This window comes from Mesorhizobium sp. CA5, assembly GCF_020165105.1.
GTDB lineage: Bacteria > Pseudomonadota > Alphaproteobacteria > Rhizobiales > Rhizobiaceae > Mesorhizobium.
In genome coordinates, this window is record NZ_JAIUHJ010000020.1 from 87,472 (window position 1) to 111,378 (window position 23,907).

Sequence of the window (23,907 nt, forward strand, 5' to 3'; positions counted from 1 at the left end):
GCGGCGGTTTTAAGCCGCCGCTCAGAAGCCCTGAAACAGCATGTCGAGAGCGGCGACGATCTCGTCATGATGCCTGCCAAGGTTTCCTTCTGCCGCCCGCAATTCGGAAGCCGTCACAGCCGAAATGAACTGAGTGACCATAACGTGTTCCTTGCCATCGATCCTGAAGATCGGGTTCAGCCTGCGTGCCGGCAGCGGTGCGATGTTGGGGGGCAGAAGGGGAACGACGACGTTGGTATCGAGCTGTTCTAGTATGTCGGACTGGACATCGAGGAGATAACCGTCGCTTCCCGTGCTTCGGTAGAAATCGTAGCGAGCCATCAAAACAGCCGGTACTTGGCCAAAGGCAGACCGTTACGCTTGACGTATTCGTTAGAGCTTTCGAGCGCTTCCTTGTTCTCCTCCTGCCAGCGCCGGATCTTCTCGGCAGAAATTGCCTTGGCGATTCCTTGCTCGGCGGCGCGGGACATATTGATACCCAATGCCTTGGCCTCCTCGATCAATCTCGAATCGATCGAGGTGTTTACCGATTTGCGTTGCGGTTTCGCAGTTGATTGGAGCACGGCAGCCTCTCTATTCCATGCGCATAATATAAGCGCATAGAACGTGCAGGCAAGCCTACCCTTCCATCTCTTCGCGCAGCATCTCCAGTTCCAGCCACTCTTCCTCGAGCGCGGCAAGCGTCGTGCGCTCCTTGTCGAGCGCGGCGACAGTTTTCTGGAACGAGGCGGGATCGCGCTCGTAGAAGGAGGGGTCGGCGATGTTGTTCTCCAGTCGCGAGATCGAGGCCGTCACCGCTTCGATCTTCTTAGGCAGCGAATCCAGTGCAAATTTCTGCTTGAACGAGAGCTTTTTCGCGGCGCCTTTGGGCGCCGCCGGTTCGGCTTTCGATCCAGCCTCGCTCGCCTCGGTCTTGGACCTTGCCTTGCGGTCTTCCAGCCTGGAGCCGCCGCGTTGCGCCAGCATGTCGGAATAGCCGCCGGCATATTCGATCCAGCGGCCGCCGCCGTCCGGCGCGATCACGCTGGTGACGGTGCGATCAAGGAAGTCGCGGTCGTGGCTGACCAGGATCACCGTTCCGGCAAAGCTCGCGACAAGCTCCTGCAGCAGCTCCAGCGTCTCCATGTCGAGATCGTTGGTCGGCTCGTCGAGCACCAGAAGGTTCGCCGGCCGAGCCAGCACGCGGGCCAAAAGCAGCCGCGCGCGTTCGCCGCCGGAAAGCTCGCGCACCGGCGTGCGGGCCTGCTCCGGCTTGAACAGGAAATCCTTCATGTAGGAGACGACATGACGCTGCTCGCCATTGACGACAAGGTTCTCGCCGCGTCCGTCGGTGAGGTAATGCGCCAGCGTCTCCTGCGGATCGACGGCCTCGCGCTTCTGATCGAGCGTCGCAATCTCGAGATTGACGCCGAGCCGCACCGTGCCGGCGTCCGGCGCCAACTCGCCGGTCAGCATCTTCAACAATGTCGTCTTGCCGGCGCCGTTCGGGCCGACCAGGCCGACGCGGTCGCCGCGCTGGATTCGGGTCGAGAACCCCTTGACCACGGTGAGATCGCCAAAGCTCTTGTCGATGTTCCTGGCCTCGATCACCAGCTTGCCGGATTCGGCAGCGTCGCTCGCCACCATGGTGGCGGTGCCCTCGGCGCCGCGATGGCTGCGGAAGCGCTGGCGCATGGTCTGCAACTCGCCCAGGCGGCGCATGTTGCGCTTGCGCCTGGCGGTCACGCCATAGCGCAGCCAGTGCTCCTCGCGCACGATTTGCCGGCCGAGCTTGTGCTGATCGCGCTCTTCCTCCTCCAGCACCTGGTCGCGCCATTCCTCGAAATGCGCAAAGCCCTTGTCCAGCCGCCGCGTCTGGCCGCGGTCCAGCCAGACAGTGGCGCGCGTGACGCGCTCGAGAAAGCGGCGGTCATGCGAGATCAGGATCACCGCGGAGGAGGTACGGGCGAGCTCTTCTTCCAGCCATTCAATCACCGAAAGGTCGAGATGGTTGGTCGGCTCGTCGAGGAGCAGGATGTCGGGTTCCGGTGCCATGACGCGGGCAAGGGCGGCGCGGCGCGCCTCGCCGCCGGACAGGTCGTTCGGCCGCTCCTCGCCGGTCAGGCCAAGATGGTCCATCAGATAGGTGGCGCGATGCGGATCGTCGGCCGGGCCAAGGCCCGCCTCGACATAGGCGCGCACGTCGGCGAAGCCGTCCATGTCCGGCATCTGCGGCAGATAGCGGACCGTGGCCGAAGGCTGGCGGAACACCTCGCCATCCTGCGGCTCGATCATCCCGGCGGCGATCTTGAGCAGCGTCGACTTGCCCGAGCCGTTGCGTCCGACCAGCGCGATCTTCTCGCCGGCGGATGCGCTGAGCGCCGCGCCGTCGAGCAGCGGGGTGCCGCCGAAAGTCAGTTTAATGCCGTCGAGGTTGAGGAGTGGCGGCGCCATGTCAACTTTCTGGAAGAGGATAGGGGTGGGCCAGAAGCAGCGCCCGGCCGCGCTCCAGCGCGATGCCAAGCTGCCCTTTGACCTCATTTGATATAGTGAGCGAGGAACCGAACGCCACCTCGACCCGGTCGAGAGGCCATTTGGCGCCGGTGACCGTCAGGCCGGACAGGTCGGAAAAGCTGAGCACCGAAAACAAGGTGCCGTCGTCATAGTCGAAGCTGGCCTTGCCGCGCAGGATGGGAGCGCCTTCCTGCGCGCCACTGGTCAGCAGCACGGTCGTGCCAGCCTCGGCCAGCCGCACGGCCAGCGCCAGATGCAGGAAGGCATGGTCGGCGCGCTTGCCGCCAAAGGCGCCGGCCAACACGAGGCTGGTGGCGCCACGCTGAAGCGCTTCCGCTATGGCGAGCTCGCCATCGGTCATGTCCTTCTCGGCCGGAAAGACTTTTCGCGGCACGGCGGCGAGATCATCCGGCAGGTTCGCCGGCACCGAGTCGAAATCGCCGACCCAAAGTTCGGGGACAAGTCCAAGCATGCGGGCATGGCCGATGCCGGCATCGGCGGCGATGACGCGCGAGCCTTCGATCTGGCGTTCGAGCCGGGGCGTGCGGATAAGCTCGCCGCCAAGCAGGATGGTGAATGTGCCCATGGCCGTCGCCCTTACCAGCCCGTCGGGCGAAACGGAAGCGGGATGCCGTGCGCTTCGGTTGCGGGCCTGCGGGCGAACATTAGCTGACCGGCAAACTTCCGCTTGCGCGCCGCTTCGGCCGGGCCTATCTGTCGAAACGCTCTAACGGGGTGCCGGACGTGATCCGGCTGAGAGGCGATCAAGCCAACCCGCTGAACCTGATCCGGTTTGTACCGGCGGAGGGATTAGACGTTTCGGACCATCCGGCGCCTCAATTCCTTGTCACTCGAACGAAGGAGGCGCCGATATGCGCGCAATACTGTCCCATCTCATTCTCGCAACCGGGTTTGTTTCGCTTCTGGCGGGCGTCGCGCCTGCCGCTGCGAAGGACAAGCTCACCGTCTATACCTATGAAAGCTTTACCGCCGATTGGGGTCCCGGCCCGGCGGTGAAGAAGGAATTCGAGGCCGAATGCGGCTGCGATCTCGAATTCGTCTCGGTGGCCGACGGCGTGGCGCTCCTCAACCGCGTCAAGCTCGAAGGCGCCGGCACCAAGGCCGACATCGTGCTCGGCCTCGACACCAATCTCACCGCCGACGCCAAGTCGAGCGGTCTGTTCGCGCCGCATGGCGAAGTCTCCGCCATCGACGTCCCTGGAAGTTGGAGCGACGACACTTTCGTGCCTTTCGACTATGGCTATTTCGCCGTCGTCTATGACACGCAGAAGCTTAAAGTCCCGCCGAAGAGCCTGAAGGAGCTGATCGAAGGCGCCGGCACGGACAAGATCGTCATCCAGGACCCGCGCACCTCGACGCCCGGTCTCGGGCTGCTTTTGTGGGTGAAGTCAGTCTATGGCGACAAAGCGCCGGAGGCTTGGGCAAAGCTCAAGACCAAGGTCCTGACGGTGACGCCGGGCTGGAGCGAGGCCTATGGCCTGTTCACCAAGGGCGAGGCGCCGATGGTGCTGTCCTACACCACCTCGCCGGCCTACCATATGGTGGCCGAGAACACCGAGCGCTACCAGGCCGCCTCGTTCGAGGAAGGCGAATACCTGCAGATCGAGGTTGCCGGCATCACCATGACGGGCGCGAAGAACCCGCTGGCGCAAAAGTTCATCGCCTTCATGACCGGACCGAAATTCCAGGATGTCATTCCGGAAACCAACTGGATGTTCCCGGCCGGCAAGACCGACAAGCCGCTCAACCCGGCCTTCGACAAACTGGTCAAGCCGACCAAGACCTTGCTGTTCAGCCCGCAGGAGGTCGCCGCCAACCGCAAGGCGTGGGTGGATGAGTGGCTGGCGGTGATGAGCAAATAACTTTGGACAATTGATCGAAGGATGATCGTTCTACGGCGCCCCCCTCTGTCCTGCCGGACATCTCCCCCTCTAGGGGGGAGATCAGCTTTCATCGGCGATTTCGCTAACCGCCGACAGTGCAGGAAAAAGCGGGACGCCAAAGCTGCCAATCTCCCCCCAAGAGGGGGAGATGTCCGGCAGGACAGAGGGGGGCGCGAAGGAACGCGGCATGCGTTAACTCGAACCCTGTATGTGCAGCGTGCACTCCGCACGTGACTCCCGCGTCACCGCCGGCGTCGTCGCGCTGGCGGCCATCGCCCTCCTCATCGGCGGTGCCTTCGCCGGCCTCGCCGTCGAAGGCGCGCACGATCTCTCCGGCGCTGCTGCCGCCTTCGACAATTATCTCCTGCGCGTCGCCCGCTTCACGCTGTGGCAGGCGGCTCTGTCGACGCTGCTGTCGGTCGCGCCGGCGCTGCTCGTGGCGCGCGCTCTGTCGAGGCATCCGGCCTTTCCAGGTCGCGGCCTGATCCTGCAATCGTTCACCCTGCCGCTGGCCTTGCCGGCGATCGTCGTCGCGCTCGGCGTCTTGGCGCTCTACGGTCGCGCCGGATATTTTGCCGGCGCTTTCGCCCGGCTTGGCGCCGGAGAGTGGCCGGGGATCTACGGCCTCTCCGGCATCCTTGTCGCTCATGTCTTCTTCAACCTGCCCTTGGCGACGCGCCTGTTCCTCGAGGCGCTGGGCGCCGTTCCCGCCGACCAGTGGCGGCTGGCGAGCCAGCTCGGCATGGGTGCCTGGCCGGCCTTCCGGCTGATCGAATGGCCGGTGGTGCGCGCGGCCCTGCCGGGGATTGCCGGGCTGGTCTTCATGCTCTGCATCACCTCCTTCACCATCGTGCTGACGCTGGGCGGCGGTCCGGCCGCGACGACGCTGGAGGTCGCCATCTACCAGGCGCTGCGCTTCGATTTCGATCCCGCGCGCGCCGTGGTGCTGACGCTGCTGCAGATCGCGCTGACCTTCATCGTGGTCGTCGCTCTCACACGGCTCGGCGCCAACACGGTCGGCGACGCCAATCTGCCGGTCGCGCCGCGCCGCTACCTTTCAGCGGGCCGGATCGAAAGCGCGCTGAATGCCGCCCTCATCATGCTTGCCCTGCTGTTCGTCGCCGGACCGATGGCGGCGACGCTGCTTTCAGGCCTGGAGGCCGATCTCGGCCGGCTGGCAGGCGAGGAAGCGGTGCGCCGCGCCACCCTCACCAGCGCGGGCCTTGCCCTGCTTGCAGCGCTTCTCAGCGTGACGCTGTCACTGGCGCTGATCGCGGCACGGCGCGCGCTGGCCCTACGGCGCCGGGCAGGCGGGGCCATGGGCCTGCTCGAATATGCCGCCGACACCGGCGCCGGCTTCGTGCTCGTCGTGCCGCCGATCGTGCTCGGTGCCGGCTGGTTCCTGGCGCTGCGCCACGTCACCGATGTCTTTGCCATCGCGCCGGTCATGGTCGTCGCCGTCAACGCAGTGATGGCGATGCCCTTCGCCATCCGCGCTGTTCGCCCGGCCTATGACGCGGCGAGCGAGCGCCACGAGCGGCTTTGCCTTGCGCTCGGCATAACCGGCTGGAACCGGCTCAGCCTGATAGACTGGCCGTCGCTCAGGCGGCCCTTGGCCACCGGCTTCGCCTTCGCCATGGCGCTGTCGCTCGGCGATCTCGGCGTGATCGCGCTGTTCGGCAGCGATTCCGTGCAGACCTTGCCCTATCTGCTTTTGGCGCGCATGAGCAGCTACCGGACAGCCGACGCCGCGGGGCTTGCCTTGCTGCTCGGCCTCGTCTGCCTGATGCTGGTGGTCGCCGCGGACTGGCTGGGGCGGGAAGGAAAGTCATGACGACGACCATCGACGGCATCGCCGCGCAAAAGGGCCTCCCCGTCGCGCTGGATGGCGTTTCGTTCAGCTATGGCGAATCTTCCTTCCGCTTCGACGCCGAATTCGCAGCCAGCAGGATCACCGCCATCATGGGGCCGAGCGGCTCCGGCAAGTCGACGCTGCTCAATCTGATAGCCGGCTTCGAAGCGCCTGATGCGGGCAAGGTCCTGATCGGCGGCGTCGGTCTCGGAAACACGCCGCCTTCGGCGCGGCCGGTGTCGATGGTGTTCCAGGAAAACAATTTGTTTGCGCATCTTTCCGTCGAAGCCAATGTCGGGCTCGGCCGCTCGCCGTCGCTGAAACTCGGCGACGCCGATCGCGCCGACGTCGCCGAGGCGCTGGCGCGGGTTGGTCTTGCCGGTAAGGAAAAGCGGCTGCCGCGCGAGCTTTCCGGCGGCGAGCGGCAGCGCGTGGCGCTGGCGCGCGTGCTGCTGCGCGACCGGCCCGTTTTGCTGCTCGACGAACCTTTCGCGTCGCTCGGCCCGGCGCTGCGCGACGATATGCTGGACCTTGTGGCTGGGATCCATGCCGAGCGCGAAATGACGGTGTTGTTCGTCACGCATCAGCCGGAAGATGCGCGCCGCGTCGGGCAGGACGTGGCATTTCTCGACGAAGGCACGATCGCGGCAGCCGGGCCCGCCGAGGATTTCTTCGATCGGTCTGGACCGGACGCGTTCAGACGCTATATCGGCGATCGAGGCGGCACCGTTGCCGGATCACAACATGTTGCCCGGAAGCGGACATAATTTATGGCCAAACCGGCAATGGGCGATCCGGCGTTTGCTTGCCTTGTCCGGGGGAGTATGGCTAGGTCCGGCCATGCTGGTCCGGCTGGACCGTGATTTGCCGAAAGATTTGGAAGGAAGCCGACCTGTCGAGCGGCGCTGAGAAGGTGTGGATGAAGCCGCTGGCACGATTTCTCGCGCTGGCGAGCGTCGCCGTGCTGGCGAGCTGCCAGATGTTCACGCCGCCGGACGTGCAGGAGAGCGGCTTCCAACCTTCTGACAAGCCGATCACCGTCGACAATGTCGTGGCCAACGCCAAGCTCGCAGAGATGGCGAAGGCGCAGCACCCGCGCATCTTGGCCACCTATGGCGGCGAATATTCCGACCCAAAGCTCGAACGTATGGTGGCCAAGGTCGTCGGCAATCTGACGGTGGTGTCGGCCAACCCGACCCAGACCTATCGCATCACCATCCTCAATTCGCCCAACGTCAACGCCTTCGCGCTGCCGGGCGGCTATCTCTATGTGACCCGGGGCCTGCTGGCGCTGGCCAACGATTCCTCCGAGCTTGCCGCCGTCATCGCGCATGAGATGGGGCACGTCACCGCGAATCACGGCCTGCAGCGGCAGCAGCTCGAAGCCGAGGAGGGCCTGGCGACCAAGGTGGTTTCCGATGTGCTCGGCGACAGCCCGACCGCCAAGGCGGCACTGATCCGCGGCAAGCTCAGGCTCGCGCAATTCTCGCGCAACCAGGAACTGCAGGCCGATGCCATCGGCATCAAGTCGATCGGCGAGGCGGGCTATGATCCCTATGCCGCCGGCCGCTTCCTGCAGTCGATGTCGGCCTATACGGATTTCCGCTCGGTGAGCGGCGCCACCGACGCCAGCCTCGACTTTCTGGCGACGCACCCGAACACGCCGCAGCGTATCGAATTGGCGCAGCGGCTGGCGCGCAATTTCGGCCCGCCCGGCGTCGGCACGCGCGACCGCGACGCATTTCTGGCCGGCATAGACGGCCTGCTTTACGGCGACACGCCGGAAGAAGGCTATGTGCGCGGCCAGACCTTCATGCATCCCAATCTCGGCGTCTCGTTCACCGTGCCGGACGGTTTCGTCATCGACAATTCGGCGGCCGCCGTGACCGCGACCGGGCCGGGCGACATCGCCATCCGCTTCGACGGCGTGGCGATCGACAAGTCCGTCTCGCTCACCGATTACATCCGCAGCGGCTGGGTAGCGGGGCTGGAAGACGCCAGCGTGCGCCAGGACACGATCAACGGCAACGATGCGGCGACGGCGCATGCCAGCGCGCAAGGCTGGCAGTTCGACATCGCGGTGATCCGCGCCGGCGGCCAGGTCTACAGGCTGCTGACGGCCGCGCCCTCGGCCAGCACTTCGCTGGACCCGGTGGCGCGCTCGGTCAGCGGTTCCTTCCGCGTGCTGAGCCCGGCCGAGAAGGCGGCGCTGAAGCCGCTGCATATTCGGGTCGTCACCGTCCAGGCCGGCCAGACCATGGGCTCGCTCGCCGCGCAGATGGTCGGCGTCGACCGCAAGCTCGATCTGTTCCGCGTGCTCAACGCCATGTCGCCGGGCGCGACTGTGTCGTCCGGCGACAAGGTCAAGATCGTCACCGACAAATAAGACCGACACCCCGCTTTCCGGCGGCCGCTTGATGGTGACGGCGTTTCGTTGAATCGCCATCACGATCCTTGTTGGAGCATGATGTCGTCCGAAACCGGTTCCCACTTATCGGGATCATGCTCTCTCGACGCTGCCGTTCGGCTGGCTGCGTCCACGCCATCGATGCTGCTATCTGATCCCGTCAGAGCCGCCGGTGCTGCCAGTATCAGTGCCGCCGGAATCAGTGCTGCCGGTGCTGCCGGAGTCAGTGCTGCCGGTGCTTCCAGTGTCGGTGCTGCCGGAGTCGGTGCTGCCGGTGCTGTCACCGTCGGTGCTGCCGCTGTCAGATCCGCCGCCGCGGGGCTCGGGGTGATCGCCGCCATTGCCACGCCAAGATGCCGATCCGGTGCCGTTCGGTATGCCCTTGGCCGGTATCTTGGTGACCGGTGGCGGCGCTTTTGGCGCGGGGGTACGGACCACCTTTATCTTCGTGACCACTTTGGTCACCACCTTGGGCTTGCACACCGGGACCGTCTTTTCGCTTCGCTTGGGTGAGAGACCGAGAATGGCCATCGAATAAGCCTCCTGCCGGTCGATGCCGGCTCGGAGGAAAGCCAAGGCGCGGGCCGGGTCGGCGGGCACGCCGTTGCGGCCTTCCTTGAAGATCACCGCAAGGTCCTTGGTGGCATCGACATGCCCCATCGCCGCTGCCTGGAGCAGCAGGTCCAGTCCCTTGCCGGTGTCGCGCTGGACGCCGACACCGTCGAACAAAGCGCGCCCCAAGGCAGTCATGCCGTAGGGATCTCCCTTGTCCGACGCCTGCGCATAGAGGCTGTTGGCTTTGGTCAAATCCGGAGCCGCGCTCATTCCGGATGCGGCGATGTAGCCGAGCTCGTACACGGCACGGACGTGCCCCTTATCGGCCGCCTCCTGGATCACATTCCTCGCTTCGTCAATCCGGCCCGACGCCAGCAGTGCCCGCCCCAACTCGTAGCGGAAGCGCGCAATGTCGGGATAGGACTTCACCGCCGCCTCGCAAGCTTCGACAGCTCCGCCGCCGATCTCGTTCGGCAAGCGGCCCGAGACAACGCCCTGCAGGTCGAGCGGCTCGCCGGCGGCTTGGTCGCAAGGGTCGACGCTCGGCGAGAGTTGCATCGTCGACCGCTTCGCGGCGCTGCCCGCGCGGATCTCGATGCCGACTTCGACGGGCGCGACCGAGCCTATCTGCGGCTCGTAGCGCAGTTTGTCGACCTCGGCGGCCGTCAGGCTCGATTGCGGCGAAAGCACGCGATCCGGCAGGGACAGCGTGCCGGTCGCCGGGTAGCTTGCAAGCTTGAGGCTGACCGAGGCATCCTTGGCCGGAAGCTCCAGTTTCAGCGGAACCGGACCGACGCCGAGCGGGACACGGATGTCGAGACTTCCAATCGCTTCGGCGGCATCGGCGACCTGGATTCCGCGTTCCGCCGTCTGCTGGCCCTGCTCGGCGTCCAACGGTGACGGCGCTGGTTCCTCCGCCCCGCGCATCAGCACGACGTCTTCGATCAGCGAGGAGTTCTCCCATGGAACCTGCTTGCCGTTGGTGGCCTTGACCACGTCGCGGCGGACGGCCGCCATCACCGAGCGTATCTCCTGGTCCGGCGCCAGCGCACGGCGGGAGAAGGACGACGAAAACGGGCTGAGGTCGCCGGACCCGTCATAGGCGACAGCGCCGGGCTCGGTGGCAAAGGCAATCAGCGTGTTCTGCGAGCCCGTTACCTGCGCAAGGCCGCTGCCGCCGGCGACGATCAACTGGTCGCGCAGCCAATAGTCCTTGCGCGGGAAAGGATCGTTGCGGCAAGCGTCGAGGATGATCATCTGGACTTTCGATCTCGAGCGCAGCTGCCGCAATATGTCGTCGACCTTGATGGCCTGGACCTCCATGTCGGCCGCATCTTTCAGCGACGCATCGACCGGGATCAGGAAATTCTCTCCGCCGATCTGGAAGCCGTGCCCCGAATAATAGACGACCGCCAGATCGGCGCCGTCCGCCGCCGCCAGATAGTTGCGGAACCGCTCTTCGAACTGAAGCTTGGTCAGGTCCTTGGCGGCGAACACCTCGAAGCCGGCCAGCCGGAATGTCCTCGACACGTTCTCCGCGTCCTTGTCCGGGTTCTTGAGCGTCGGGATTTCGCGGTATTGCGAATTGCCGATCACAAGGGCAACCCTTCGCTCGGCATGCGCTTGAAACGTGGTGAGACCCACGAGGATCAAGAGTGCAATCAGCGCGCAGCATCGCAGCATGGCAAATCCCCCATGTGGTGTGACCTGGAGGAGTCAAAAAGCCGATTGCGGCGCAACAGTCTGTTAAAGAGCTCACAATCCTAGTTATTGCCGAGGAAAATTGCCCCGATGACGGCGTGCTCTTATTAATAAATTTCTTAATCTTTGAGCTTGGCCCGGACTAGCTTCAGGCGGCTTCGGCCAGGAATTCAGGATTTTGCTTCACCAGCGCCAGCTTCAGCTTTTCCATGGCGCGCGCCTCGATCTGGCGGACGCGCTCCTTGGAGATGCCGAGCTGTTCGCCAAGCGATTCCAGCGTGGCGCCGTCATCGCTCAGCCTGCGCTCCTCGATGATGCGAAGCTCCCGGGCATTGAGCGCGCCGAGCGCGCTCCGCAGCCAGATAGCGCGGCGCTGGACGTCGATCCTCTCGCCGACGATCTCGTCGGGAAGCGGGTCTTCGGAGACCAGGAAATCCATCCGCTCGGCAGCGCCGTTCTCGTCGGCCAAAGGCGCGTTGAGCGAGCTGTCGGGGGAAGACAGGCGCGAATCCATCATCGCCACGTCGGCCTCCGGCACGCCCAGCGCCGCCGAGACCTCGCGATAGAGCGAGGCGTTGGAGAGCGGCTCGGCGCCGTTGGCGAGGCGCGCGCGCAGACGCCTGAGATTGAAGAACAGCGCCTTCTGCGCGGAACTGGTACCGCCGCGCACGATCGACCAGTTGCGCAGGATGTAGTCCTGCATCGAGGCGCGGATCCACCAGGTGGCATAGGTCGAGAAGCGTACTTCGCGCGCGGGTTCGAAACGGGCGGCCGCCTCCAGCAGGCCGACATGGCCCTCCTGGATGAGATCGCCGAGCGGCAGGCCGTAATGGCGGAATTTCGAGGCCATGGAGATCACAAGGCGCATATGGGCGACAGTGATCCTGTGCAGCGCGTGCTGGTCGTTCTCTTCCTTCCAACGAAGCGCAAGGACATGCTCCTCGTCGCGCTCGAGGTATGGAGCCTTCATTGCCGCCCGGACCAATGTCCGTCCTGCCGCGTCTTCGATCATGCCGGCTCCTTTTGCGACGATTGCGCGTATAGCGGTTGAAAAGATGCCGCCGCGCCCTACAACAGCCATGCAACGTGTCAGGCGCATGGATGGTTCCGCCGCCCGAGGGGGTAGATGGTGCCGACGGAAGCATTCTGTTATCTGCCGGGAAAGCCTTCTGGTGAATTCTCGGCGGTTTAGAGAATCAGATTTCTGGAAGAGCCGATTTTTGAAATCTGGTTCCTTATTTTGCAGCCTTCTATCTGCCAGTTTCCGGCTCGCACAGTCGCGCCGGGACACCGGTCAAAACGGGATCACAGAAAAATGAAATGGCTCAAACCGCTTCTTCTCGCCGGAACGCTGCAGGTTCTGGCGATCACCGCCGGCTATGCCGGCGCCAATCTCGACCAGATCAAGCAGGCCGGGGTGCTCAAGGTAGGCACTGAGGGCACCTATGCGCCCTTCACCTATCACGATGAGTCCAACGCGCTGGTCGGCTTCGACGTCGAGATCGCCAAGGCCATCGGCGACAAGCTCGGCGTCAAGGTTCAGTTCCTTGAAGGCAAGTGGGACGGCCTGATCGCCGGCCTCGACGCCAACCGCTACGACGCCGTCATCAACGAGGTCGGCATCACCGATGCGCGCAAGGCCAAGTATGATTTCTCCGATCCCTACATCGCCTCGAAGGCGGTGCTGATCGTGCGTGGCGACAACACCGACATCAAGACCTTCGCCGATCTCAAGGGCAAGAAGTCGGCGCAGTCGCTGACCTCCAATTTCGGCAAGCTCGCCGAGAAGAACGGCGCCGAGCTCGTCGGCACCGACGGGTTCGACCAGTCGATCCAGCTTCTGCTCACCGGCCGCGCCGACGCCACGATCAATGACAGCCTGTCCTTCCTCGATTTCAAGAAGCACAAGCCGGACGCCAATGTGAAAATCGCGGCGCAGGAAGAGAATGCCGATTATTCCGGCGTCATCGTGCGCAAGGGCGATCCGGAGCTGGTCGCGGCCATCAACAAGGCGCTGGCCGACATCAAGGCCGACGGCACCTACCAGAAGATCGCCGACAAGTATTTCGGCCAGGACGTTTCGAAGTAAGGCAATCGTCCCCTTGCTCGGATACCGGCGGGCCGTCTTCGACGGCCCGCTGTTTTTGCACGACATTCATCGGGGTCGTCTTTGACGGCCCGCCGGTTTTTGCATGATAGTCGGTCCATACGGGGGACGCGCCGCCGTATCTGGAAGGGAGAAGCGCTTCGTGCCGCACTGGCTGCAATTGATGCTGGAATCGTTGCCGACGCTGTTGTGGGCGGCGCTGATCTTCACCGTGCCGCTGACGCTCCTGTCCTTCGCGCTTGGGCTCATCGCCGGACTGATGACGGCGCTGATCCGGCTGTTCGGCCCGAAGCCGCTGGTCGCGCTGGTGCGCTTCTATGTCTGGATTTTTCGCGGCACGCCGCTGCTCGTTCAGTTGTTCCTGATCTTCTACGGCCTGCCGTCGGTCGGCATTCTGCTCGATGCCTTTCCCGCTGCGCTGATCGGCTTCACGCTCAACATCGGCGCCTATACGTCTGAGATCATCCGGGCCGTCATCGGCTCGGTGCCGAAGGGGCAGTGGGAAGCTTCCTATTCGATCGGCATGACCTGGAGCCAGGCGATGCGGCGCACCATCCTCCCACAGGCGGGCCGCGTTGCCGTGCCGCCGCTTTCCAACACCTTCATCTCGCTGGTCAAGGATACCTCGCTGGCGGCGGCGATCACGGTGCCCGAGATGTTCCAGGCCGCGCAGCGCATCGTCGCCACCACCTATGAGCCGCTGATCCTCTATGTCGAGGCGGCCGCGCTCTATCTCGCGTTGAGCTCGGTGCTGTCGGCGCTGCAGGCGCGGCTGGAAGTGCGGCTCAACCGCTATGGCGGGTTCCTGGAGGCCAACGCATGATCGGCCTCAGCAACATCGAAAAGCGCTTCGGCGACAATCTTGTGCTGAAGAGCGTGACCGTCACCATCGACGAGGGCAGCGTGACTGCGCTGGTCGGCCCTTCCGGCGGCGGCAAAAGCACGCTCTTGCGCTGCATCAACCTGTTGGAAATCCCGACCTCCGGTTCCCTGCGCATCGGCGACGAGACGCTTGCGTTCCAACCGGGCGGCAAGGTGCCGGCCAAGGATATCCAGCGCATCCGCCTGCAGACCGGCATGGTGTTCCAGAATTTCCAGCTCTTCCCGCATCGCACAGCGATCGAGAATGTCATGGAAGGGCTGGTGACTGTGCTGAAATGGCCTGAGCCGAGGGCGCGCGAGCGGGCGATGGCGCTGCTCGAAAAGGTCGGCATGGCGGAGAAGGCCGACGCCTGGCCGGCGACGCTGTCCGGCGGCCAGCAGCAGCGCGTGGCGATCGCCCGGGCGCTGGCGCCGTCGCCGCGCGTGCTGCTCTGCGACGAGCCTACCTCTGCGCTCGATCCGGAACTGGCGCAGGAAGTGGTCGACGTGCTCGGACAGCTTGCCCGCGAAGGCACGACCATGGTGATGGCCACGCATGATCTCAGGCTCGCCTCCAAGATCGCTCAGGAGGTGGTGTTCCTGGACGCCGGCGTCATCGTCGAGAAAGGCCCGGCTTCGGTCGTGTTCGACAATCCGGAGCGCGCGCGCACCAAGCGCTTCATCGCCTCGCTCAGGCAAGAGGAGGCGCAGAAGGAAGCCGGCAGCGGGGTGTAGAATTGGGTACCAGAAACAAAAAACCCGGCGCGAGGCCGGGTTCTTCGTAAACTTAAAGGCGAAAAAGCTCAGGCAGCTTCTTCCTGCTCGGCTTCCTCGTTGTCGGCCTTGGCACCGCGCTTCGGACCCTTGTTGAGGTTGACCTCGATGAGGCGTACCGCCTCGGTCTCCGACATGCGGTTCACCGCGGCGATCTCGCGGGCCATGCGGTCGAGCGCGGCTTCGTAGAGCTGGCGCTCGGAATAGGACTGCTCCGGCTGGTTGTCGGCGCGGTAGAGGTCGCGCACAACTTCCGAGATCGAGATCAGGTCGCCCGAGTTGATCTTGGCGTCATATTCCTGGGCGCGGCGCGACCACATGGTGCGCTTGATGCGGGCGCGGCCCTGCACGACCTTCAGCGCGCGGTCGACATAATCCTCTTCCGACAGCTTGCGCATGCCGATCGAGGTCGCCTTGGCGACCGGCACCTTCAGCCGCATCTTGTCCTTCTGGAAATCGATGACGAACAGTTCCAGCTTGTGACCCGCAACTTCCTGCTCGTCGATCGCCACGATCTGGCCGACGCCATGCGCCGGATAGACGATGAATTCGCCGGTCTTGAACCCGTGGCGAGCCGCGTTGGACTTCTTCTGCGGGGTGATCGTTGCCATTACGCCCTGAACTCCTTAAGTTGTGCAGCCGGCATCATGCCGGCTCGAACCCACGAGGTCGGCAAAGCCGACCGTTAGCCGCGCAACAGGATGAACCCACCGGAAAAGCCAAGGGTCGGCATATCGCACGAATGCGACCGCCTGCCCCAGATCGCTCTGGTCCGGATCTAAAAGCTCACCTTTCAGTGATTTGGGGCGTTAGCGCCATAAATCGACGTTGTGTCACCGGCATGTTTCGTTGATGTAACACAAAAAGTCGGAAGAATCAAGGTTTTGCTGCATTCGCTAACGCCAAGCGGCAGCGCTGCCCGTCAAGACAGCAATTGTATCGGTCCGGTTACGCCGCGTCATGCCGGTATTCCCGGCCGCTATATCAATCGCCTTCGCCGGGCTCCGCCGAGAAATATTTCTCGAACTTGCCGGTCTCGCCGTCGAAGGTCTTGGCGTCCGCCGGCGGCTCCTTCTTAGCGGTGATATTGGGCCACTTCTCGGCGTATTCGGAATTGATCTGCAACCATTTGTCGAGGCCGCCCTCGGTGTCCGGCTTGATCGCGTCGGCCGGGCATTCGGGCTCGCAGACGCCGCAGTCGATGCACTCGTCAGGATGGATGACGAGCATGTTCTCGCCCTCGTAGAAACAGTCGACCGGACAGACCTCGATGCAGTCCATATATTTGCATTTGATGCAATTGTCGGTCACGACATAGGTCATTGCAGGCTCCGGAACGTCCCATTTTGCTGGGCTTTTCGGCTGAGGTAACGCCTTTGCCCGCCGCATGCAAGGGCAGGGATTGCAGGCGGAGCCGGTGTCGCGGAATGGAATTCCAGCCGGAAAGCTTCCGCCAAGTCCTCCAGCCCAACCCTTGCGCAGTTTTCCTGGAATTGCTGCAGCCGTGCCGCGGCCCGGCTATATCTCAGTCGTCGCCGAGCAGCCGGTCGGTCTGCCGCCGCTCGCGTTTGGTCGGGCGGCCGCTGCCGGCCTCGCGCAAGGCTGGAATGGCGTCCGGAACCGCCTCGCCTTTGGGTGTCGGCGCCGGCGACATGTCCTCGTAAAGCAGCCGCGCCTCGTCGGCCGGGCCGCGCCTGGCGCCACAGTTCAGCACCTTCCAGACGAGGATACGGCGCTCGAGCATGATGGTGAGCACGTCGCCGGGCTTGACCAGATCCGAGGCCTGCGCTGCTTTGTCGCGATTGATGCGCACGCGTCCCGCGACGACGACCTTTGCCGCCAAGGACCGCGACTTCACCGCGCGCGAGAAGAACAGCCATTTGTCGATGCGTTGACGGCCTTCTCCAACCATCGCGGCTAGCTTTGGTGGAGCATGATCTTATCCGAAAACCGGTTCCCACTTTTCGCTGACGCGGTCCTTCGGTTCGGGATCATGCTGGCTCTTTGATGGAGCATGATCTCGCCCGAAAACCGGTTCCCACTTTTCGGGATCATGCTCTAGCCTATTTCTTCAGCTGGTCGCGCAAGGCGGCGAGCTTGGCGAAGGGCGAATCCGGATCGAAGCGCTGCGGGCGTTCCTCGCGCGGCTTGCCCTGGAAGGCTGGCTTGCCGCCCGGGGCGTTGCCCTTGCCGTCCTGCCTGCCGCCCTTCCAGTCCGGCCGGCCTTCGCGGCGTTCGCCTTGCGGCTTGCCTTCGCGCCGTTCAGCGCCCTCACGCCGGTCGCCCGTCTCGGGCCTCGGCTTGAACTTCGAGCGGTCGAAGCGCGGCTTGCCGGCGCCTTCGCGCTGCTCGCGGCGGCCTTCCTGGGCGGGCCGATCGCCGGGCTGACCGCTTGCGGCGCCTGTCTCGCGTGCGGGCTGGGCGCCGCGCGGGCGATTGTCGCGACGGTTGTCGTGGCGATGGCGCGGACGCTGATGGTCGAAACGCGCCTGGCGCCACAGGAGTACAGGTTTTGGTTCCTCGGCTTCGGCTGGCGCCTCGCCGCCGGCACTATCCTCCACCTGGTGGTGGGGAGAGGTAAGAGCGTCGGCGCTTTCGGCCGACTCGGGCGCTGCCGCAATGTCCACCGCTGCGGCGTCTTCCACCGCTGCGGCCTCTTCCGTAACCTCGGCCGGAGCTTCTGCCGGCTCTGCCGTGGCAGCGTCCACCGCCACGTCCGCGACGGCTTCAGCCGGAGCTTCGGCGGCAGCCGGCTCCGAGCCCCCGACTGTTACCTCCGCGACCGTATCAGTTGCCGCGGCTTGTGCCTCTGCCTCCCGCGCGGCGCGCGCGGCATTATCCGCGGCGAGCTTGGCCGCGGCCGCTTCGCGGGCGGCGTCGTCCAGCGCGTCGAGCTTCGCCTTAACCTCGGCGGCCGGCTTGGCCTCCGAGCGATAGCCGAGACCTCTCAGGATCTCCTCCATGTCGTCGGCCGTGGCGCCGAGGATCGACATCATCGGCGGCGTCACCATGAAGGCGTGACCGTCATAGGCGCCGTCTGGACGCTGGCCGAGGCCGGGCTTCCAGTTGGTCGCCGGGCGAATGAGGTCGGCAAGCCGCTCGAGGATATCGACGCGCACGGCGCGGCGGCCGAGATTGCGGTAGCCGGCGAGCTTGTAGAAGGTCTTGTCGAAGGCCGGGTCGATGACCACGGAGGTGCGGCCGGAGGCCAGCGCATGCACCACATCGCCGAAGCCGGGCTTGTCCTTGCCGTCGTTCTTCAGCGCCCACAGCAACGTCACCAGGCCAGCCGGCGCCGGCTTGATCAGCGCCGGCACGAAGACATGGTAGGCGCCGAAGCGGACGCCGAGGCGGCGAAGCGCTGCGCGGCCTTCCTGGTCGAGCGACTTCATCTCCTCCGCGATGTCGCGGCGATTGATCAGGCCGAAATGCTCGACCAGCTGGAAGGCGATGCCGCGCGCGATGCCGGCGAGCTGGTCGGCATTCTTCAGGTCGACCAGTGGCTTCAAAAGCGTTTCGATCTGGAAATTGACGAAACGCTCGGCGCGCGCCGCGACCTTGTCGCGGGCGGGGCCGGTCAGCTGCTCGTCGGCAAGCAGAACCAGGCGCGGCTTCAGCGCCTCGTCGGCGGCGACCAGCGTGCCGATCGGCGCGCCGATCCAGCGCAGGACACCGTCCGAGCCCAATGCCAGGTCGCCATTGGCGCAGGCGGCAAAGCGCTCGGCGCGCGCCTCGAACTCGGCCGCGAGCGCCTTCTGGGCGGCGGTGCGCACCGCCTTGGCGTCCTCGCCGCCGGCGCTCTGGTCGGCGGTGAAGCGGAACCCCTGCAACTCGCCGACGTGATGGCCTTCGACGAGGACGGTTCCGGACGGGCTGATTTCGGCTTCAGGCATGGTATTTTCTCTAAGGCGCCGCATGAGGACGGAAGTCCTGCGGTCTACGAAGCGTTTCGTCAACCGCTCATGCAGCGCATCCGACAATCTGTCTTCGATTTCGCGCGTCTTTTCCTGCCAGTGTAGCTGATCGGCCAGCCAGCCGGGGCGGTTGGAGACGAAAGTCCAGGTGCGGATCTGCGCGATCCGGTGTGACAGCGTGTCGATATCGCCTTCCGTCGTGTCGGCGCGCCGCACTTGCTCGGCCATGTAATTCTCATCGACATGGCCGTGACGCGCAAGGTCCATATAGATCGAGGCGATAAGATCGGCATGCTGTGCCGGCGCGATCTTGCGATAGTCGGGGAGCGCGCAGGCTTCCCAAAGCAGCGCCACGCGCTCCTTGCCGGTGGCCAAATCGCGGATGTCGCCGTCGCGCGACAGCTGTTCCAGCGCCTGCGCGTCGACGGCCGGCAGCGCGCGGGTCAAGCCTTCGACCGGCGCATTGGCCTCGATCGAGCGCTTCAGCGCATCGAGACTGGAAAAGTCGAAATCGGCGGTGCGCCACTGCAGCACCTTCACCGGATCGAAATCGTGTCCCTCGATCTTGGCGACCAGTTCCTCGTCGAACGGGTCGACCTGGCCGGTAACGCCGAACGTTCCGTCGCGCAGGTGCCGGCCGGCGCGGCCGGCGATCTGGCCAAGCTCGGCGGCGGTCAGGTTGCGATATTGATAGCCGTCGAACTTGCGGTTCTGAGCGAAGGCGACGTGATCGAGGTCGAGGTTCAGGCCCATGCCGATGGCGTCGGTGGCGACGAGATAGTCGACATCGCCGGACTGGAAGATCTCCACCTGGGCATTTCGGGTGCGCGGGGAAAGAGCGCCGAGCACGACGGCAGCACCCCCCTGCTGGCGGCGGATCAGCTCGGCGATCGCATAGACCTCGTCGGCCGAGAAGGCGACGATCGCCGTGCGCCGCGGCAGCCGGGTGAGCTTCTTCGAGCCGGCATAGGCAAGGTGCGATAGCCGCGGCCGCGTCACCACTGACACGCCCTTCAACAGCCGCTGCAGGATGCCATGCATGGTGGCCGCGCCCAGGAGCAGCGTCTCCTGGCGGCCGCGCAGATGCAGGATGCGATCGGTGAAGATATGGCCGCGTTCGAGATCGCCGGCGAGCTGCACCTCGTCGATGGCGACGAAGGCGGCGTCGGTCTCGCGCGGCATCGCCTCGACGGTGCAAACCGAATATCTTGCGCCGGCGGGCACGATCTTCTCCTCGCCGGTGATCAGCGCCACCTTGTGGGTGCCGACCTTCTCGCAGACGCGCGCATAGACCTCGCGGGCGAGCAGCCTCAGCGGTAGGCCGATGACACCGGTTTCATGCGCGACCATGCGCTCGATGGCGAGATGCGTCTTGCCGGTGTTGGTCGGGCCCAGCACGGCCGTCACGTCGCGGCCCGAAAGGATCAGCGGCTGGGAGTGTTTCGGCTGGATATTCATCGGCTCGGAAATAAGGTTTCTGCCGCTCGTAGTCTGAAGCACGGCGCTGGCCGCGTGTGACAGGCGACACATAGGGACTTCGGGCGTGAAGCGAAAGCGGAATGTTCCCTCGCGAACTGGCTATGCCGGAGGGGGCAGCCAAAATCGGCCGCTTGTTAACAGCTGGAACGAGTCTGGAACGAATCAGCGACGAATCGGTGACTCGTTCTGATTCAGGGTTTGTTCACGGCTATATGTGGATTTTTTGACGGTGAGTCTCACCACATGCTGAATCGCCGAATTGGCCCAATTCCTGCTTGGCCTCGGCCGGACCGGGGTCGTCGTTAACCTTTGCCGGGCAATGGTCAGGCCCGACCTGAGGGCCGACTTCAAGTTTATGAAATTGTTGATTTTTCTTAATCGCTTTTAACGAGTTCGGTGACGTTTGCACCGTCCACTGTTAACTTTCCGGCCAAAGCCGGAACGAATCGGCGACGAATCAGCGATCCGGCGGTTTTCCCGGTTTGTTCACCCCTAGATATGGTGTTATCCACAGCTTGCCCGCCGAGGATTCACAGCTTGTCGCAGCGGTTATGCACAGAGCGTGGCTGCGGCCGTTAACTTTTGCGTGCCGAATTGAGGCAAGGTGTCGCGCCGGCCTGCCGGCGAACAAAAAAGGCGGCTCCGGTGCCGGAGCCGCCTTTGGCGGTAAATGGTGTCGGGCGACCTACTGGGGTGTCAGGCGAAATACTGACCGCCATTGGCGGTGATGGTCGAGCCGGTGATGAAGCCGGCTTCGTCGGAAGCCAGGAAGGCGACGCAGCGCGCGATCTCTTCCGGCTCGCCGAGGCGACCGACCGGGATTTGAGCGATGATCGACTCCCGTACTTTTTCCGGCACGGCCATGACCATGTCGGTGGCGATGTAGCCGGGGCAGACGACATTGACTGTGATGCCGGCGCGAGCCCCCTCTTGAGCCAGCGCCTTGGTGAAGCCGATATCGCCGGCTTTCGAGGCCGAATAATTGACCTGGCCCATCTGACCCTTCTGGCCGTTGATCGAGGAAATGGTGATGACGCGGCCGAACTTGCGGTCGCGCATGCCGCTCCACAAAGGATGCGTCATGTTGAAGACGCCGGACAGGTTGGTGTCGATCACTTCCTTCCACTGTGCGGGCGTCATCTTGTGGAACATGGTGTCGCGAGTAATGCCGGCATTGTTGACCAGCACGGAGACCGGGCCGAGATCGGCCTCCACCTGCTTGATGCCTGCGGCGCAGGCCTCGTAGTCGGCGACCGACCATTTGTAGACGGGGATACCAGTCTCGGCCTTGAATTTCTGGGCCGCCTCGTCATTGCCGGCATAGTTCGCCGCGACCGAATAGCCGGCGGTCTTCAAGGCGACCGATATCGCCGCGCCGATGCCGCGTGTTCCGCCCGTGACGATTGCTACTTTGGTCATGTGTGCTCCTCCCTGTTGATCGGAGGAGCGAGTAGGGAGTAGCGAATAGCGAGTAGGGGATTGAAGCCTGCTGCGCCGACGCCGTTTTCCCTATTCGCTACTCCCTATTCGCTATTCGCTCAGTTCAGCGCTTCCACGCACATTGCAACGCCCATGCCGCCGCCGATGCACAGCGTGGCAAGGCCCTTCTTGGCGCCGCGGCGACGCATCTCGTAGACCAGCGTGTTGAAGACGCGGGCGCCCGAAGCGCCGATCGGATGGCCGATGGCGATGGCGCCGCCGTTGACGTTGACGATCGAGGGATCCCAGCCCATGCCCTTGTTGACGGCGCAGGCCTGCGCGGCGAACGCCTCGTTGGCCTCGACGAGGTCGAGGTCCTTGACCGACCAGCCGGCCTTCTCCAGCGCCCGCTTCGAAGCGGGAATAGGCCCCGTGCCCATGATTGCCGGATCGACGCCGGCGGTCGCCCAGGAGGCGATGCGCACCAGCGGGGTGATGCCGCGCCGCACGGCCTCGGCCTCGGTCATCAGCAGCGCGCCGGCGGCGCCGTCATTGATGCCCGACGCGTTGGCGGCGGTGACCGTGCCGTCCTTGTCGAAAGCAGGCTTCAGCTTGGTCATGGCGTCGAGCGTCGCGCCGTGCCGGATGTACTCGTCCTGATCGACTGTTGTGTCGCCCTTCTTGCCCTTGATGGTGAAGGCGACGATCTCGTCCTTGAACTTGCCGGCCTTCTGCGCAGCCTCCGCCTTGTTCTGCGAGGCGAGCGCGAACTCGTCCTGGGTTTCGCGGGTGATCTGGAACTGACGGGCGACGTTCTCGGCGGTGTTGCCCATATGGTAGCCATTGAAGGCATCCCACAGGCCGTCCTTGATCATGGTGTCGATCATCTTGTAGTCGCCCATCTTGACGCCGGCGCGCAGGTGCTCGGCATGCGGCGACATCGACATCGATTCCTGACCGCCGGCGACGATCACCTTGGCGTCGCCGGTGGCGATCTGCTGCATGCCGAGCGCGATGGCGCGCAGGCCCGAGCCGCAAACCTGATTGAGGCCCCAGGCCGTGGTCTCCTTCGGCAGGCCGGCATTGATCGAGGCCTGGCGGGCCGGGTTCTGTCCCTGCGCGGCGGTCAGCACCTGACCGAGGATGACCTCGTCGACTTCCGCCGCCTCGACATTCGCGCGCGCCAGCAATTCCCTGATGACGACGGCGCCGAGCTCATGTGCCGGCGTGGCGGCGAAACTGCCGTTGAAGGATCCGACCGCGGTGCGAGCGGCGCTGGCGACGACGATGGAATTGGAAGCGGACATTTTCTTCTCCAGACTTCGAGGTGTCGTGTTCTAGGCTATCCTTGAAGACTTTCTTGCCGGTTCAGGCAGCCGAGTCAAACCGGAAATGGGCATGGCCGCCATGCGTGGCAAGCAGAGCGCGCGCCGGCTGCGGCAACATGACGTTGACCGCGCGGCGAATTTTGTCATGCCCTGCAGCATTAATTGATGCCGCAGTGCACAAACCGCTTGGAATTGTGAGGCTTTTGCGCGTATCCTCGATAAAGGGCGCAATCGTTACCGGCCGCTTACTCCTAGAGGTGCCGGTGTCCTGGGGAGGATACGGATGGCCGCAAAAGACGACCCGATCGTCATCAAGAAGTATGCCAATCGCCGGCTCTACAATACCGGCACGAGCACTTATGTGACGCTCGAGGACTTGGCCGAGATGGTCAAGAAGGGCGAGGAATTCACGGTCCAGGACGCAAAGACCGGTGACGACATCACGCACCCGGTGCTGACGCAGATCATCTTCGAGCTGGAGAACAAGGATGGGCAGAACATGCTGCCGATCCCGTTCCTGCGCCAGCTCATCTCCTTCTACGGCGATCAGATGCAGATGATCGTGCCGAGCTTCCTCGAACAATCGATGATCGCCTTCTCCAAGGAGCAGGAGCGGTTTCGCGAGCAGCTCAAGGGTACCTTCGGGAAAACGCCGATCGACATGATGAAGACGCCGATCAAGGCGCTCGAGGAACAGACGCGACGCAATGTCGAGATGTTCCAGAACGCCATGCGCATGTTCACGCCGTTCCCGCCCGCCGGCGGCAATTCAGCGCCGGCCGCCGAGCCCGCGAAGAAGGAAGAGAAGGGCGACGATCTGCAGGAATTGAAGGCGCAGATTGCGGCGATGCAGCGCAAGCTGGACACGATGTCCTGACGGGTGTGCCGCCGTTTGGCGGCGATCGCGAACGCTGGAGATTGGCGCAAAGGCCCATCCCTTCGTCATCCTCGGGCTTGACCCGAGGATCCATTCTGTGACCGACGCCGTAGGGCGCAGCGGTGCAGAATTCTGTATACGTTGCAACGCCTTAGCGTCACGGCATGGCAACTGTGTTCACGCGAATGCGGTTTTGTCGCGAATGATAGCGTTGAGGACGACCAGGAGCTTCCTTG

Annotated in this window: 20 protein-coding genes and 1 riboswitch; of the genes, 8 read left to right on the top strand and 12 right to left on the bottom strand. The window is 64.2% G+C overall.

All coding sequences use genetic code 11. The features are described from left to right. Window positions 1–21: 21 nt before the first annotated feature. The 4 genes from LB529_RS23290 to LB529_RS23305 are packed head-to-tail and all read right to left on the bottom strand — an operon-like array spanning window position 22 to window position 3,079. Complete coding sequence (locus LB529_RS23290) at window positions 22–321, bottom strand: CcdB family protein (protein WP_095767294.1); 300 nt, start codon at window positions 319–321, stop codon at window positions 22–24. Beyond that, entirely contained in the window at window positions 321–563 is a 243-nt protein-coding gene (locus tag LB529_RS23295) for a type II toxin-antitoxin system CcdA family antitoxin (protein WP_095767295.1), read from the bottom strand. Before LB529_RS23295 ends, LB529_RS23290 begins: the two co-directional genes overlap by 1 nt. 55 nt (window positions 564–618) lie before the next feature. Beyond that, a complete protein-coding gene (locus LB529_RS23300) occupies window positions 619–2,433 on the bottom strand; it encodes an ABC-F family ATP-binding cassette domain-containing protein (protein ID WP_224712402.1) in 1,815 nt (604 codons plus the stop codon). 1 nt (window position 2,434) lies between these two features. Further along, complete coding sequence (locus tag LB529_RS23305; RefSeq protein ID WP_224712403.1) at window positions 2,435–3,079, bottom strand: thiamine diphosphokinase; 645 nt, start codon at window positions 3,077–3,079, stop codon at window positions 2,435–2,437. A gap of 135 nt (window positions 3,080–3,214) precedes the next feature. After that, window positions 3,215–3,320, top strand: a riboswitch (TPP riboswitch). Window positions 3,321–3,365: 45 nt separating this feature from the next. Here LB529_RS23305 and thiB point away from each other — a divergent pair. From thiB to LB529_RS23325, 4 genes are all read left to right on the top strand, one after another. Continuing rightward, window positions 3,366–4,376, top strand: coding sequence for a thiamine ABC transporter substrate binding subunit (gene thiB, locus LB529_RS23310; RefSeq protein WP_224712404.1), 1,011 nt, complete (start codon window positions 3,366–3,368; stop codon window positions 4,374–4,376). Between the two features lie 229 nt (window positions 4,377–4,605). Next, the gene (thiP, locus tag LB529_RS23315; RefSeq protein ID WP_224712405.1) at window positions 4,606–6,231 is read left to right on the top strand and encodes a thiamine/thiamine pyrophosphate ABC transporter permease; all 1,626 of its coding nucleotides are present in this window, start codon (window positions 4,606–4,608) and stop codon (window positions 6,229–6,231) included. Beyond that, window positions 6,228–7,016 (top strand): thiamine ABC transporter ATP-binding protein, encoded by a 789-nt coding sequence (thiQ, locus tag LB529_RS23320; protein ID WP_224712406.1) that lies wholly within the window; start codon window positions 6,228–6,230, stop codon window positions 7,014–7,016. Before thiP ends, thiQ begins: the two co-directional genes overlap by 4 nt. Window positions 7,017–7,168: 152 nt before the next feature. Further along, window positions 7,169–8,635, top strand: a complete 1,467-nt coding sequence (locus tag LB529_RS23325; protein WP_140841608.1) for a M48 family metalloprotease — start codon at window positions 7,169–7,171, stop codon at window positions 8,633–8,635. A 168-nt stretch (window positions 8,636–8,803) separates the two neighbouring features. Here LB529_RS23325 and LB529_RS23330 read toward each other — a convergent pair whose 3' ends face one another. Further along, window positions 8,804–10,894 (bottom strand): caspase family protein, encoded by a 2,091-nt coding sequence (locus LB529_RS23330; RefSeq protein ID WP_224712407.1) that lies wholly within the window; start codon window positions 10,892–10,894, stop codon window positions 8,804–8,806. A 166-nt stretch (window positions 10,895–11,060) separates the two neighbouring features. Next, a complete protein-coding gene (locus LB529_RS23335) occupies window positions 11,061–11,924 on the bottom strand; it encodes an RNA polymerase factor sigma-32 (protein ID WP_095767541.1) in 864 nt (287 codons plus the stop codon). A 303-nt stretch (window positions 11,925–12,227) separates the two neighbouring features. Between LB529_RS23335 and LB529_RS23340 the strand changes: the two genes are divergently transcribed. From LB529_RS23340 to LB529_RS23350, 3 genes are all read left to right on the top strand, one after another. Next, window positions 12,228–13,001: an amino acid ABC transporter substrate-binding protein gene (locus tag LB529_RS23340; RefSeq protein ID WP_095767302.1), complete on the top strand. Its 774-nt coding sequence runs from the start codon at window positions 12,228–12,230 to the stop codon at window positions 12,999–13,001. Between the two features lie 160 nt (window positions 13,002–13,161). Then, window positions 13,162–13,842, top strand: a complete 681-nt coding sequence (locus LB529_RS23345) for an ABC transporter permease subunit (RefSeq protein ID WP_224712408.1) — start codon at window positions 13,162–13,164, stop codon at window positions 13,840–13,842. Further along, a complete protein-coding gene (locus LB529_RS23350) occupies window positions 13,839–14,615 on the top strand; it encodes an amino acid ABC transporter ATP-binding protein (RefSeq protein ID WP_224712409.1) in 777 nt (258 codons plus the stop codon). The genes LB529_RS23345 and LB529_RS23350 overlap by 4 nt, the downstream gene beginning before the upstream one ends. A 68-nt stretch (window positions 14,616–14,683) precedes the next feature. Here LB529_RS23350 and LB529_RS23355 read toward each other — a convergent pair whose 3' ends face one another. From LB529_RS23355 to LB529_RS23380, 6 genes are all read right to left on the bottom strand, one after another. Continuing rightward, window positions 14,684–15,265 carry a CarD family transcriptional regulator gene (locus LB529_RS23355; RefSeq protein ID WP_040991750.1) on the bottom strand — a complete coding sequence of 194 codons (582 nt, stop codon included), beginning with the start codon at window positions 15,263–15,265 and terminating at the stop codon, window positions 14,684–14,686. Window positions 15,266–15,638: 373 nt separating this feature from the next. Further along, window positions 15,639–15,977 carry a ferredoxin FdxA gene (gene fdxA / locus LB529_RS23360; protein WP_095767304.1) on the bottom strand — a complete coding sequence of 113 codons (339 nt, stop codon included), beginning with the start codon at window positions 15,975–15,977 and terminating at the stop codon, window positions 15,639–15,641. A 202-nt stretch (window positions 15,978–16,179) separates the two neighbouring features. Continuing rightward, on the bottom strand, window positions 16,180–16,566 hold the full coding sequence (locus tag LB529_RS23365; protein WP_224712410.1) for an RNA-binding S4 domain-containing protein: 387 nt from the start codon (window positions 16,564–16,566) through the stop codon (window positions 16,180–16,182). Window positions 16,567–16,717: 151 nt separating this feature from the next. Continuing rightward, complete coding sequence (locus tag LB529_RS23370) at window positions 16,718–20,026, bottom strand: helicase-related protein (RefSeq protein WP_224712412.1); 3,309 nt, start codon at window positions 20,024–20,026, stop codon at window positions 16,718–16,720. 717 nt (window positions 20,027–20,743) lie between these two features. Beyond that, window positions 20,744–21,466, bottom strand: a complete 723-nt coding sequence (locus tag LB529_RS23375) for a beta-ketoacyl-ACP reductase (protein ID WP_224637054.1) — start codon at window positions 21,464–21,466, stop codon at window positions 20,744–20,746. A gap of 119 nt (window positions 21,467–21,585) precedes the next feature. After that, complete coding sequence (locus tag LB529_RS23380; RefSeq protein ID WP_095767307.1) at window positions 21,586–22,773, bottom strand: acetyl-CoA C-acetyltransferase; 1,188 nt, start codon at window positions 22,771–22,773, stop codon at window positions 21,586–21,588. 304 nt (window positions 22,774–23,077) lie between these two features. Here LB529_RS23380 and phaR point away from each other — a divergent pair, with 304 nt between their 5' ends. Beyond that, window positions 23,078–23,671, top strand: coding sequence for a polyhydroxyalkanoate synthesis repressor PhaR (phaR, locus tag LB529_RS23385; RefSeq protein ID WP_095767308.1), 594 nt, complete (start codon window positions 23,078–23,080; stop codon window positions 23,669–23,671). Window positions 23,672–23,907 lie beyond the last annotated feature (236 nt).

Bases quoted from the DNA above. Each gene is read 5' to 3' on its own strand.
- LB529_RS23290 (WP_095767294.1), bottom strand. From the start codon at position 321: ATGGCTCGCTACGATTTCTACCGAAGCACGGGAAGCGACGGTTATCTC.
- LB529_RS23300 (WP_224712402.1), bottom strand. From the start codon at position 2,433: ATGGCGCCGCCACTCCTCAACCTCGACGGCATTAAACTGACTTTCGGC.
- LB529_RS23305 (WP_224712403.1), bottom strand. From the start codon at position 3,079: ATGGGCACATTCACCATCCTGCTTGGCGGCGAGCTTATCCGCACGCCC.
- thiB (WP_224712404.1), top strand. From the start codon at position 3,366: ATGCGCGCAATACTGTCCCATCTCATTCTCGCAACCGGGTTTGTTTCG.
- thiP (WP_224712405.1), top strand. From the start codon at position 4,606: ATGTGCAGCGTGCACTCCGCACGTGACTCCCGCGTCACCGCCGGCGTC.
- thiQ (WP_224712406.1), top strand. From the start codon at position 6,228: ATGACGACGACCATCGACGGCATCGCCGCGCAAAAGGGCCTCCCCGTC.
- LB529_RS23325 (WP_140841608.1), top strand. From the start codon at position 7,169: ATGAAGCCGCTGGCACGATTTCTCGCGCTGGCGAGCGTCGCCGTGCTG.
- LB529_RS23330 (WP_224712407.1), bottom strand. From the start codon at position 10,894: ATGCTGCGATGCTGCGCGCTGATTGCACTCTTGATCCTCGTGGGTCTC.
- LB529_RS23335 (WP_095767541.1), bottom strand. From the start codon at position 11,924: ATGATCGAAGACGCGGCAGGACGGACATTGGTCCGGGCGGCAATGAAG.
- LB529_RS23340 (WP_095767302.1), top strand. From the start codon at position 12,228: ATGAAATGGCTCAAACCGCTTCTTCTCGCCGGAACGCTGCAGGTTCTG.
- LB529_RS23350 (WP_224712409.1), top strand. From the start codon at position 13,839: ATGATCGGCCTCAGCAACATCGAAAAGCGCTTCGGCGACAATCTTGTG.
- LB529_RS23355 (WP_040991750.1), bottom strand. From the start codon at position 15,265: ATGGCAACGATCACCCCGCAGAAGAAGTCCAACGCGGCTCGCCACGGG.
- fdxA (WP_095767304.1), bottom strand. From the start codon at position 15,977: ATGACCTATGTCGTGACCGACAATTGCATCAAATGCAAATATATGGAC.
- LB529_RS23365 (WP_224712410.1), bottom strand. From the start codon at position 16,566: ATGGTTGGAGAAGGCCGTCAACGCATCGACAAATGGCTGTTCTTCTCG.
- LB529_RS23370 (WP_224712412.1), bottom strand. From the start codon at position 20,026: ATGAATATCCAGCCGAAACACTCCCAGCCGCTGATCCTTTCGGGCCGC.
- LB529_RS23375 (WP_224637054.1), bottom strand. From the start codon at position 21,466: ATGACCAAAGTAGCAATCGTCACGGGCGGAACACGCGGCATCGGCGCG.
- LB529_RS23380 (WP_095767307.1), bottom strand. From the start codon at position 22,773: ATGTCCGCTTCCAATTCCATCGTCGTCGCCAGCGCCGCTCGCACCGCG.
- phaR (WP_095767308.1), top strand. From the start codon at position 23,078: ATGGCCGCAAAAGACGACCCGATCGTCATCAAGAAGTATGCCAATCGC.